The sequence below is a fragment of the Actinoplanes sp. GCM10030250 genome (assembly GCF_042666575.1).
Classification (GTDB): Bacteria; Actinomycetota; Actinomycetes; order Mycobacteriales; family Micromonosporaceae; genus Actinoplanes.
Genome location: NZ_JBHTDO010000020.1, coordinates 62,167 through 74,301, shown reverse-complemented (window position 1 = coordinate 74,301; position 12,135 = coordinate 62,167). Strand labels below are relative to the sequence as shown.

Sequence of the window (12,135 nt, the reverse complement as noted above, 5' to 3'; positions counted from 1 at the left end):
AACCAGCCGCCACCCTGAGCGATGTCCGGTACGCCCGAAGCTCGATCACGGTCCGAAAGTCCCCAGGGCCAAGCCGCACTGAACGTCCCCGAAATACGCCATGTCCGGCAGTTCCTTCGAGTTCTCGATGCCGACCGACTCGCCCAGCTTCACCTGGTACGTGCTGTACAGCTGCCCGTTCTCCGAGTCGTACAGGCTCAGCTCGCACTCGGTGCCGCTGTTCAGTTTCCGGACGGTGGCCGAAACGCCCTCGGTGGTCGAGAACGCATCGGTGTCCCCGGAACCGATCCGCACCTCGGCGGGCAGCTTCAGCGATCCCGCGTCGGCACGGTGGTTCACCAGGCACTTCGGGCTGTTCGCGGTCCAGCCGAACTCGCCGGAGGTCCGCATCTGCCAGGACGTCGTCCCGTACCTCATGAGCGTCTGCTTCTCGGCGGTCCCGGTGTTGGTCAGGGTGACCTCGCAGCCGGTGTCACCGCCGCCCATCCGGTCCTCGATGACAAGCCGCCACGGGGAACTCTCGGTGAACCGCGTGCCCACCCCGGCGGAGGCCGTCGGCGCGGACATCGCCCCGGAGGACGCGGCATCCTTGTCGCGCCAGCCATCGACCAAGCCGGAGACGAACGCGGGGACGAGCAGGGCCGCCACCACCAGCACAGCAACGACGCCGGGGACCCAACGGCCCCACTTCGTCATCCAACCGCGCGCCGCGGCAGCGATGCCGGGCTGAGCCGTGGCGGCGGGCGCGGGCTCGGCCTCGGGTTGAGCCGTAGCGGCGGGCACGGGTTGAGCCGTAGCGGCGGGCGCGGGCGCGGATGCCGGGGCGGGATCGGGGGAGGCGGGCCGGGTGGGAGTGGGGCCGTCGTCGGAGGAGGGCCCGGCCGGAGGCGAGGGCCCGGCCGCCGGGGAGGCCCGTCGGGAAGGCGGGACGGGTCGCTCTTTTTCGGTGGCGGGAGGTGGTTGGATCGGGTGCTCGTTCGGCGTACGACTGCTGGGCAGTTGAGACAGTGCGGCCGTGGCCGCGGCAGAGACCGCGCGGCTGTCGTCGTCCGCGAGGGTCTCCAGGGCCTGCCGCGCGGCCAGGGCGCGACCCGCGTGAGCGCCTCGCGCAACCTGAACAAGTTCGGTCACCGACCCGGCGCGGATGCCGGCAAGCGGATGGGCCGCGGCTTCCTGCAACTCGGGCGGAAGGGGCGACGGTACGGTCACCGCACCTCGCCGCCGCGCCAGATAGAGCTCGCCCTGCATCTCGACGTCACGGCTCGGAGTCTGGTGCGGGTTCTGCTCGCGCACCCGGTCGAAGATGTAGTCGTAGAGTTCGTTCAGCGACACCCACCCGTCCTGGTCCCGATCCGCCTCACCGCTCATCAAGCCTTCCACCAGCGCACTCGTGAAGACAGACGGCTGCGGCGCGTGGTCGTCGGCGAGGTGATCACCCTCGAACGCGTACTCCATCGCGCTGGAGGCGGTGATCACCGCGCGCCCTCGCCCGCCGCCGGGACGCTCCGGAGGGAAGCTGTCCAGCACGTTGACGTCGCCCGACGCCCGGACCGTCACGCCCGCGCTGAACGCACCGCCGTAGCAGCAGTCGAGCAGCAGGACGATGCTGCGGGCCCGGCTGGTCCGCATGCAGCGCTGAACGAAATCGGCCGAGGTGGCTGTGGAGGCGAGCCGGTTAGGGCGGGTGTTGCGGGCGGCGAAGAACAGTTCGCCGGACTCGCTCTTGAGGCCGTGGCAGGAGAAGTGCAGCAGGAGGAGGTCGTCCGAGCGACTCTCGGAGAACAGCTCCTCGATCTCCGCCTGGACGACGTGGGCGGGTTCGTTGTGCACGACGCTGACGCCGAACTCGCCGATCTCGCTGTCGCCGAGCACCCCGGCAAGTGCCTCGGCGTCCGCCGCCGGGGCCTGCAGATGCCGCAGGCCGTCGTGCTCGTAGGTGTCGTTGGCAACGATCAGCGCGCGGCGCGCCCCGGCCATCACGCACCGTCTTCGGCCGCGTAGGCACCGTCCCCGGCCGCGCGCGCACCGGCCGCGTCGGCATCGTCCTCGGCCGCGTGCCGCCGCACGAAGAGGTCGACGAGCCGCTGCTGTTCCGTCTCGGACACCTCGGACAGCTCCAGCACGTCACCGCCGAGCTCGAGCCGCACGGTCCGGCGCACACCGCCGCGGCCGCGGCCGAGCCAGCCCTGGACGGTCTGCACCACCTGCCGCAGGCTCTCCGCCGAACTGCCGAGCGACACCAGCAGCGCACCGGCCATCGCCGGATCGAACGCGCGGCTGCCCACCGGCGCCTCCCCGGCCGGCGCGCGGCGCACATCGTCCACTTCGAGCTGCACGAGCTCGCCACGGAGGTAGCCGGTCAGCTTGTCGACACGCTCGGCGTCCGCGCCGTCCTCGGACAGGCGCAGCATCAGGTCCTGGGTCATCGGCCTCACCCTCTCCAGGCCAACGTGCACCCGGGTACGGCGCCGGGGCAATCCCCCGTGCGTGCAGGCCCGCTGTCAGGTCTCGAACTCTCCGTCCCACGGCGGGCCGAAGCGCAGGCCGTTGGGAAGCAGATCGGCGTAGTCGTCCTCGGCGATCAGTCCGAAGAGCACACCGTCGCGCTCGAGACGGAACGGCCGGATCGCGATGTCGCCGAACTGCGCGCCGGGAAGGGCGGTGACGAGGCCTTCGAGATGAGCGCGCGCCCGGTCGGCACCAGCGGCGGGCCCGGCGTCCCGGATCTCCGACGAGCGGTGCTCACCGTCGTGGCCGAAGAGGTGCAGGACCGCCAGCCAGTGGTCCTTCAGCACGATCGATCCGAGGAAGAGGCCCTCGTCGTGGACGCCGGTGAAGCCGGTGTGATCGCCGGGCTCGCGGGCGATCGGGATCCGCCGCGGTACCGCCGTCACACCTTCACCTTGAGCGATTCGGCGAAGAGGTTCGGCCGGCCCGCATAGGTGTCGGAAATGCGCGACGCGATGTGCACATCGGCCCAGACCGCTTCGGACTCCAGGCCGACACAATCGCCGGGCGAGGCGGTGACCCGATGCTTGATCGGCTCGACGATCTTGCAATCGTTCCGGTTGACCGGGCTCTGCCAGAAGAACCGCGGAATCGGGTGCACCGCGCCGGCCGGCAGAACGCGGAGCGGCTCACCCCAGCCGCCCTTCGCATAGGCGGCCTTGGCGACGACCAGGACGAACATCGGCTGCTCACTCGGCACCCCGTCGTCTCCGAACGACGTGTCCTTGGAGTAGAAGGCGACGTAGGGGAAGTCGGAGAGCATCACGCCGTAGGCGAAGTCCCCGTCGCCCGCGGGCACCTTGAACACCGCACCCGGTACGAACTTGACCGCCACGATCCCGACCCCACTCCCGTTCCGCCAGAAATGCGGGGCTCAACCGGGTGACCGGCTGAGCCCCGCGAAATCCTACAGCAGCCCGTAGACCCGCCTGGCCGCATTCATATAGACGTGCCGCAATTTGTTGTCCTCGGCGATGCCGTTGATGGAGTTGCCCGACGTCCCGCCCATCGAGCGGGCGCCGCCGAAGTGGTCGATGAGATTCTGCTCCCGTCCTCGCATGGCCTGATAGGCGAGGTCGCTGTGCCGGTCGGCGACCGGCAGGGTCGCCTCCATCCACTTGTCGAGCACCGCGGGACCGAATCCCTCGTCGTTCATGTGGTGGCCCGCCTCGCGCGCGGCGACGATGTCGTTGGGGTCGCCGTAACCCCGCGTCCGCCCGGAGTAGATCTTTCCGGTGACGGGGTGGACCTTCGTGTAGGTGACGTACTTGAGGCCGGTCCCGCCCTCACCGCAGTTGTGCACCAGCACCGACTCGTCGCCGGCCTGCACGTAATAGGTGTGGGTGTCGCTGACGGTGAGGTTGTAGACGGTGGTGGTGGCGGAGCGTTCGTCCCGCCCGGCCACCGTGACCTCGGCGCCGGAGGCGTCCCGCAGCGTCTCCTTGTCCCGCAGCTCCGCCGCCGGTATCCAGCCGCGCTCGGTGCTGTAGAACTTGTGTCCCGCGGTGGCGGTCACGACCGCAGGCGGTCCGCCACCACCGGAACCGGCGCCGACCAGGGTGAGGTCGATCAGTTCCTTGTCGCCGGTGCCCTCCACGGTGGCGGTCACCTGCTGCGGTGCGGACTCCCCGGTCACCGGGTCGGTCGCCTGCACGGTGTCACCGGGCTGGAGCTGCTCGATCGGCGCGGTGCTGCCGTCGGCGAGCAGCACCGGCGTACCCGCCGCGAACGAGTTGGACTTGAGCCGGTTCTTGCCGCCCTCGGCGATCTTGCAGCTCTCGCCGGTCGACGTTTCTTTCTGTTTCGCCTTCTTGGCGCCGTCGGCCGCCTTCTGCGAGGTGGCTTTCGCCTTGCCGCCGGCGTCCTTGGCGCTCCTGGCCGCCTTCGCCGCCTCGTCCGCGTACTTCTTGCTGTCCGCGGCCTCGTCAGCGGTCTGCGTGACCTTCTTGATGTAGCGCGGGATGCTGGACAGCGCGTTCTTCGCCGATTTGAGGCGGCTGTAGGCGTCGATGAGCCGCCGGCCAACACCGATCGCCTTGATCGCGACCTTGGCGGCCTTGAACATCTTGCCCCACGGCACCGCCTGCAGCGCCGTGGAGACGCAGGCCACGATGTCGCCCTCGGTGATGCAGGCCTTCGCGTCGTTGAAGCCGACCAGATCGAGGATCAGATTGACGATCTCGTCGCCGATCTGCTTCACGAAGCCCTCGGCCTCGTCGACGATCTTCTTCGAGTTCAGCCAGTCCGGGTTGTCGGTCTCCTGCTCACCCTCACCACCGGCCGGCGTGTTCGCGTCGGTGGTGGCCGAGCAGGCGGACGGGTTGTTCTGGCAGGCCATCGCCTGGTAGTAGGCGACGTACGAGTCACCCATGCCGTTGCCGTCCGGGTCCTCACCGCTCGGGTCGGTGAGCACGGTCGGGCGGGCGTTGGTGTACGAGTAGGTCGACACCGCCTGATCGGTGACGGGCTGGGTGACCGGATCCGCCGAGGCGAACCGTCCCGTCCCCGGGTCGTAACTGCGGGCGCCCATCGCGTACCGGTCGCCCTGGCTGACGTCCTGATAGGTACCGGCGTACTGCATCGGGTTGGCCGGCGCCCCGGCGGCGCCCTGGGTGATGCCGCGGCTCACCCCGAACGCGTCGTAGTCGTAACTCCACTCGGGAGCACCGGACGGCGACACCACGGCGGCCACACCGCCGAGGAAGTCCCGCAGGTAGGAGTGGGCGGACAGGGTGTCGCCGGACGGTACGAGCAGGGCCAGCGGCTGTCCGGACGGGTCGTAGAGGTAGTCGCGGGAGACGCCGTTGCTCTGCCGTTCCTGGGCGAGCAGCGGCCGGGCGCCGTTGACGTCCCAGCTCCACGTCTGGGTGGCGCCGTTGCTGCTCGCGGCGATCCGGTTGCCCGTCGCGTCGTACGTGTAGGCCGTCGCCCGCCCGTCCACCGTGGACGAGGTCATGGTGTGGTCGAGGGCGTAGGTGAACCGGTCCGACCCGGCCTCGGTCTGGTTGCCCTCCAGGTCGTACGCGAACGCCCGCGTGCTGGCCCGCGTCCCGGTGACGCTCTCCCGGGTCAGCTGGTCCGCGCCGTCGTACGTGTAACTCGTGGTGGTGTTCTCCCCCGGCGCGACCCGGGTCATCCTCGTCCGGTTGCCGACCAGGTCATAGGTGTAGTCGGTCCGTTCCGCCGACGCACCGTCGCAGCTCTGCGCGCCGAAGCACTCCGCCGTCAGCCGGTTCGCCGGGTCGTACTTGAACGCCGTCGCCTCGGTGACCGCCGGCTGCCCCGGTTCCCCGGTGGTCTCCACGATCCGGCTCGGGTTGCCGGCCTTGTCCAGCGTCAGGTCGAAGCCGGTGAGCGTGGTGTCGCCCTTGGCCGCGGCGATGCCCGTCATCCGCCCGGCCCGGTCGTACTTGCGGGTCTCGGTGATGCCGGTCGACGCCGGGTAGGTGATGCCGGTCAGGTTGTCGCCGACGTCGTAGGCGAACCGGTACTCGGCGCTCGTCCCGCCCCGCGAGGCGGTGAGGGTGCGGATCCGGTCACCCTCGTCGTACCCGGCGTTGATCGTGGTGCCGTCCGGATACTGCCGCTGGGTGATCCGGTCGGTGCTGTCGTACTCGTATCCGAAGGTCTCACCACCGCGGGTGACCTCGGTGAGCCGGTCGGTCGTGTCGTAGGTGTACGACTGCACGCCACCCGGGTCGGCGGCGCTGACCAGGCGGTTCTTGGCGTCGTAGCCGAACGAGTAGGTCACCCCGCCGCTGCCGAGCTGCTTGCTGATCAGCCGGCCCAGGTTGTCGTAGGCGAAGAAGATCGTCCGGGACGGCCGGTTCGGGTCCGGCCGGCCCTCCTCGACGATGCGGGCGGTGACCTCCTCGACGAGGTTGGAGTCGGCGTCGTAGGCGTACTCACGGCGGCGGCCGAGCGGGTCGGTGGTGACCGTGGCACGGCCGGCCCGGTCGTACTCGGTGGACGACACCCGGCCGAGCGGGTCGGTCCGCTTGATGACCTGGCCGGCGGCGTTGTAGCCGTAGACGAGCGACTGCCCGCCGGTAGCGTCCGGCCCGGTCACACTCGCCAGCCGGTCGGCGGCGTCGTAACCGAACCGGGTGGTGTTGCCGTTCGCGTCGGTCTGCGCGGTGGCCCGGTTGTTCGCGTCGTAGGTGGCCCGCGAGACGTTGCCCAGCGCGTCGGTCACCGAGGCCGGGTTGCCGGCCAGGTCGTAGGCGTACCGGGTGGTGTAGTCGCCCGGGTCGGCGCCGGCGGCGTTGCCCCGCGGCTCGGTGATCGCCACGACCCGGCCGTCGTCGTCGTACGAGGTGGTGATCACGCCGCCGGTCGGTGTGGTCTGCCGGGTCGGGTTGCCCGCGTCGTCGTACTCGATGCCCGCCGCGCCCGCTCCCGGCCCCTCGCTGCCGGTACGGCGGTTCGCGTCGTCGTAGGAGTTGGTGAGCGTCTCCCCGCGCTCGTTGGTCATCTCGACGACGTTGCCGTTGTTGTCGTAGTCGACCGAGGTGCCCTGCTTGAACTGGTCACGCTGCTCGGTCGGCCGGTCCAGCGGGTCGAAGGCGGTGTCCACCTCGACGCGCTGCCCGCCGGAGCCGTACGGCCGGTCCGCGCGGATCAGGTTGCCGTTGTAGTCGTAGTGGTAGACCGCGGTGAACAGGTCCTTCTGCGCCGGTGCGGCGTTGCCCCGCGGTGACGTCTCGGTCGCCACCCGGCCGTTCCGGTCGTACGTCCAGCTGGTGGTGTTGTTCTCGCCGTCGCTCACCGACGCCCGCCGGCCGCCCGGCGTGTACCGGGTGGTGTTGACGTTCCCGATCGGGTCCTTCGCCTCGATCAGGCGGCTCGCCCGGTCGTACGTGTAGCGGGCCGAGTTGCTCAGCGGGTCGGTGGTGACGACCACGTTGCCGAGCTCGTCGTACGTGGTGCGGGCCGGCTGCGACTTGCCCGGCTGCCAGACCTCGGTCACCTTGCCCTGGGCGTCGTAGACGTACCGGGTGCGGTAGGCGTCCCGGTTCGCCCCGGCGACCGTGCCGCGCGGGTCGACCACGGAGGCGAGGCGGCCGGTGCCGTCGTAGGTCATCTCGGTGCGCCGCCCGGTCGGCGAGATCTCCGCGGTGCGGTTGCCGTGCGCGTCGTACTCGTAGGTGGTGGCCTTGCCGCGCGGGTCGGTGCGCGTCGCCAGCTGGCCCTTGGCGTCGTAGGTGTACCGGTAGCCGGTGTTCTGCTCCGGGTCGAGCTGGGCGACCATCTCGTTGTACTGGTTGTACTCGTACTTCCAGGTCTTGCCGCGCCCGTCCTTGAACTCGGTCAGGTTGGTGCGGCCGTCGAACGTGCTCGTCTCGGTGAACGAGAAGGGCTCCGGCGCGGTCCGCGCGACCGGGCTGCCGTTCTCGTCGAACCGGGTCTCCTCCTGGTTGCCCTTCGGGTCGACGACGAGGCTCTTGTTGAGCCGCCCGGTGTAGCGGTGGTTGACGGTGTCGTTGCCACCGTTCTGGCTGTAGAGCAGGACGTTGTTCTTGTAGCCGTCGGTCACCACCACGCCGTCCGGGTCGGTGGTCACCGCCTTCTGCTCGGCGGCGTACCAGGCGAAGGTGGTCTTCCCGCCCTCCGGATCGAGCTGCTCGGCGACCCGTCCCGAGGCGTCGTAGGCGTTGCGGATCAGCTTCGCCCCGCGCGCGTCGGTGATCTCGGCCATCCGCCCGGCCGCGTCGTAGCCGTAACTGGTCACGTAGTTGCGCGGATCCTGCGTCTTGAGCAGGCGCCCGTCCTGGTAGTCGAACTGTGTCGACCGGCCGTCCGGCAGCGTGATCTTCGTGACCAGGCGCAGGTCGGCGCGGCTCTCGAACCGGGCCACCCGGCCACCGGCGTCGGTCACCGTGCTGAGCAGACCACCCGAGGTGTACGCCAGGGTCACCCCGAACCCGCGAGCATTCTTGATCGACTGGAGCTGCCCGGCGGCGTTGAACCGGAGCACCCGCTGGTCCGGCGGGACCAGCTGCCACCCGGCGTCGAGTTTGGACAGCTTCGCCCGTACCCCAGCAGGTCTTTCGAATGTCCCGTCCTGGTTCGCGGTGTAAACCGCCTCCGAGCCGTCCTCCGCACGCACCCGCACCGCGCCGTTGTCCGCGGCCGCCACCCGGATGTCATAGGACGAACTCCACCCCGCACCGAACATGCCGGTCGCGGTGTTGCCCGAGGAGTAGTAGCGCGCGTGGTTGAACGGGATGCCGTAGGACGGCATCGCGAAATCCTTCTCCACCCGCAGATAGGCGCCGGTAGCCGTGTTCACCGTGGCCCCGCGCATCGCCTGCGCCACCACAGCCTGCCCCAGCACCGTCGCACAACCGCACCCCGCCGCCTGCCCCGCGGGCACAGCCGGCACATCCTCGGTCGTGCGCGACTTCGCCGGCGCCGACGCCGCACTGGTCAGCTCGGTACCGTCCACAGTGACCTCGGTCACCGTCACGGTGTAACTCCGCGCCGGATCGAGCACCCACCCGTCAGCCGCACCGAAACTGCGGCACAACAGCGCCGGGCTGTAACACCTGCTCAGATCCTTCTGCGCCAACTCGGCCGACCGCTGCTCCGCCCCCGACTCCGTGTCGGTGACAGTCGCGAACCACCGTCCCCACGAATTCGGGTCACCCTCGTTGACCTCGGCATCCCAATAAACGACCAGCGACGTGTCCCCCAGCAGGAACCCGGGCCGCGCAATCGGCCGCCCCGGCAGCGCGGCCCGCCGCGCCGACACCGCACGCGCCGCGGCTGTCGCCTTGGCCTTCCGCTGCGCCTTCTCCGCGGCGCTGGGCACCCTGGCAGCACCATCAGCTTCCAGAGGCGGGGGTACGGGCGGAGCACTCTCGCCCTCGCCCAAGCCATGATTCGGCGTCGCCGCCTGCGGCAAGGGGCTGTTGACAGGTCCCGCCCCCGGCACCGCGACGGGCGCGGCCAGGGCGGGTGACAGAGGTTGGGTTACCAGATAGGAGGCCAGGATCAGCGCTACCAGGACATGGCAGAGCAGCCTGAACCGACTAGACACGCGCACCGAGACACTCCCCCGTGTAGGTGTTGCGTTGCAGTCCGTGAAGCACCCTGTCCCATAGATCGTCGTCAACGCATCCCCCGAAGAGTTGATTGACTTTGATCCATGGAAGCGCTCCCAAATCGGAGGCGCGCTGAGGTGAGCCGGCTCAGCGGCGGCGGCGTACACCCCTTCATGAACGTGTCGCCTGAGAACGTGCACCGGCATGCCGACCGCCTCGACGCCATCGCTGATGAGGTCGGCGCCGCTCGATCAGCAGCCGGAATTCCGCAGTCCGGCGCCTACGGCCGCCTCTGTGCGGTGGTCCCGGTCCTGCTCGCCGAGTTGCAGACACCACTGACCGACACGATCGCCACGGCGAAGCAATCGATCCGCGACGCCGCCGAGACCCTGCGCGAGGCAGCGAGCCTTTACGCGTCCACCGACGAGGCCGCCGCGTTCAGCCTCCGGCAGGACGGCGGCGGCTGATGGGCGACCTCCTCGCCCCCGCACCCGATCAGTGGGCGGGGGTCTGGCTGGCCGAGGATCTGGAGTCGATCCGCCGCGGTGTGGAGAACGGCTGCTGGGTCGACGGATCGCTCGGCGTGGTGGGAGCCGGACTGGACGCGCTCGCGATGGTCATCGACCCGGCCGGCGCGCTGCTGCAGTGCGGCGCAGCCTGGCTGATCGAGCACGTCAAGCCGCTCAGCGAGGCGCTGGAGTGGCTCACCGGTGACCCGGTGACCATCGCGGCGAACGCACGCGCCTGGCGCGACGTCGCCGGTGAACTCGACCGGCAGTCCGACGAGATCGGACGCTCCGTGCGAGCGGATCTGTCCGAGTGGAGCGGCGCCGCCGGTGACCGATACTGCCTATGGACGGGACAGCAGCAACAGGCCCTCGGCGCGCTGGCCCGAGCGTCGGAGACGATGGCCGCGATCACCGAGGGCGCCGGGTTCCTCATTGCGGCCGTCCGGCTCCTGGTACGCGACGCCGTCGCGACAGTGGTGTCCCGGCTGATCATCTACGCCGCCGAAACGGTCGCCTCGCTCGGCGCGGCGACGCCTCTCGTACTCGGGCAGGTCGCCGCCCTGATCAGCACCTGGACCGCGAGAATCACCGGCTGGCTGCGGAGCCTCCTGTCGAGCCTGCGGAATCTGGTGCCGCTCGCCGGGCACGTCAGCGACCTCATCGACCGGATCAGGAGGATCCTCACGCGTCTCAGCCGCGCTCCGGAGCCGTCCCTCAACCGGGTGCAGAAACGCGGCACCGGGCCGGTCAAACTGTTCACCCTCGACTCGGTACGCGAGGTCGCCACGAAGTACGGCATCGACGTCGCCGGCCTGAACATCTCCCTGGGCAGCAAAACCGTGCGCGGCATCTGTGGCCGAACACTGCCGGACGGCTCCGTCGTGCTGTTCCCGACCGCCTTCCGCAGCGAGGAGAACCTGGCCCGGACCCTCGCCCACGAACGGTTCCACCACGACGAGCTCGCGGCCGGCAGGCCGTTCCCCGAGGACGCGGCAGACTTCGACGCCTTCGAGGACCGGGCCTACGCCCACGAGGAGCAATGGTGGAACAATCAACCGATCCGCCCCGAACCGAGAACACGATGATGGCGACTTACGATCAGTGGCTCGACTCGTACAGTGCCGCCTACGACGCGGTGCCCGGCCCTCTCGACCAGCCGTGCCCACGGTGCGGCAACCACCGCCTGCGCCTGGTCTTCACCGGTGACCTGGAGCGGCTGATCGGGTACGCCCACTTCTGGTGCGACCACTGCCTGCACGGCATCGGAGTGTCCCGCACAGCCATCCCGGACGGCGCCGTCATCCAGGACATTCGCCGGCCCCGCGCCGATCGGGAGCCGAAGATCCCCAACTACCGCCTCGTCCAATAGTTTCCGTCGCACCCCGGTGCCCCTCGGCCGGCAGCTGGCCGCCGCCCGATCGACCGTGTCGGAGCGGGCGTGATCGATTCCTCGTGCCAGAATCGGTTGCCGGCTACGGAAGGTGATCATGTGACGAACCTGGAGATCATCGTCAAGGCTCTGGCGGTCGGCAACACCGCAGCCGCCGAGAACGCTCAGCTCGAACTACGGAACGCCCTGCGCGAACGCCTGCCCGGCCGCCCTCGGGCGCACCAGGCCCTGGAAGCGGTGGAGACCGACCCGGGCGTGTGGCAGACCCGCCTCGGCGCGGACGTCGCCGAGGCCGGCGCCGACCGCGACGAGCAGGTCATCGCCGCGGCGCAGCGGGTGCTGGCAGCGGTCAAACCGGCCGCCAGGTACACCGTCGACGTGCGCGACTCGAAGGGCGTGCAGGTCGGTGACCACAACACGCAGCACAACACCTTCTCCTGACCCCGGAGACCACCCACCCCGCACCGTGGACAGCCGCGGCACGCGCGGCGGTCAAGTCGGTAACCACAACCTGCAGCAGAACGTCTTCGGCGGCGGCCGCGGACGTCGCCCGGCGCGTCGCAGACCCGGTGAACGTTCGCGGTCAACGCACCAGCCGCATCAGGCGCACCGCCGCCCCCGCCGCCCTCGTGGACAACGACACCGGCCCCGCCGCGACTGCGACGGGGCCGGTGAAACGGGA

The 12,135-nt window shown here is 70.0% G+C and carries 9 protein-coding genes; 4 read left to right on the top strand and 5 right to left on the bottom strand.

The features are described 5' to 3' along the window. Positions 1-45: 45 nt before the first annotated feature. From ACFQV6_RS24545 to ACFQV6_RS24525, 5 genes are all read right to left on the bottom strand, one after another. Positions 46-1,977: a caspase domain-containing protein gene (locus tag ACFQV6_RS24545; RefSeq protein WP_378029919.1), complete on the bottom strand. Its 1,932-nt coding sequence runs from the start codon at positions 1,975-1,977 to the stop codon at positions 46-48. Beyond that, on the bottom strand, positions 1,977-2,426 hold the full coding sequence (locus tag ACFQV6_RS24540) for a hypothetical protein (protein WP_378029918.1): 450 nt from the start codon (positions 2,424-2,426) through the stop codon (positions 1,977-1,979). Before ACFQV6_RS24540 ends, ACFQV6_RS24545 begins: the two co-directional genes overlap by 1 nt. Before the next feature lie 75 nt (positions 2,427-2,501). Beyond that, the gene (locus tag ACFQV6_RS24535; protein WP_378029917.1) at positions 2,502-2,894 is read right to left on the bottom strand and encodes a hypothetical protein; all 393 of its coding nucleotides are present in this window, start codon (positions 2,892-2,894) and stop codon (positions 2,502-2,504) included. Next, positions 2,891-3,343, bottom strand: a complete 453-nt coding sequence (locus ACFQV6_RS24530) for a hypothetical protein (RefSeq protein WP_378029916.1) — start codon at positions 3,341-3,343, stop codon at positions 2,891-2,893. Before ACFQV6_RS24530 ends, ACFQV6_RS24535 begins: the two co-directional genes overlap by 4 nt. Before the next feature lie 72 nt (positions 3,344-3,415). After that, positions 3,416-9,322 (bottom strand): polymorphic toxin-type HINT domain-containing protein, encoded by a 5,907-nt coding sequence (locus ACFQV6_RS24525; protein ID WP_378029915.1) that lies wholly within the window; start codon positions 9,320-9,322, stop codon positions 3,416-3,418. 369 nt (positions 9,323-9,691) lie between these two features. Here ACFQV6_RS24525 and ACFQV6_RS24520 point away from each other — a divergent pair, with 369 nt between their 5' ends. The 4 genes from ACFQV6_RS24520 to ACFQV6_RS24505 all read left to right on the top strand — a co-directional run bounded on the left by ACFQV6_RS24520 (position 9,692) and on the right by ACFQV6_RS24505 (position 11,894). Continuing rightward, a complete protein-coding gene (locus ACFQV6_RS24520) occupies positions 9,692-10,021 on the top strand; it encodes a type VII secretion target (protein ID WP_378029914.1) in 330 nt (109 codons plus the stop codon). Further along, the gene (locus ACFQV6_RS24515) at positions 10,021-11,148 is read left to right on the top strand and encodes a WXG100 family type VII secretion target (RefSeq protein WP_378029913.1); all 1,128 of its coding nucleotides are present in this window, start codon (positions 10,021-10,023) and stop codon (positions 11,146-11,148) included. Before ACFQV6_RS24520 ends, ACFQV6_RS24515 begins: the two co-directional genes overlap by 1 nt. Beyond that, complete coding sequence (locus ACFQV6_RS24510; protein WP_378029912.1) at positions 11,148-11,432, top strand: hypothetical protein; 285 nt, start codon at positions 11,148-11,150, stop codon at positions 11,430-11,432. Before ACFQV6_RS24515 ends, ACFQV6_RS24510 begins: the two co-directional genes overlap by 1 nt. A gap of 120 nt (positions 11,433-11,552) precedes the next feature. Then, the gene (locus ACFQV6_RS24505; protein ID WP_378029911.1) at positions 11,553-11,894 is read left to right on the top strand and encodes a hypothetical protein; all 342 of its coding nucleotides are present in this window, start codon (positions 11,553-11,555) and stop codon (positions 11,892-11,894) included. Positions 11,895-12,135: the final 241 nt, after the last annotated feature.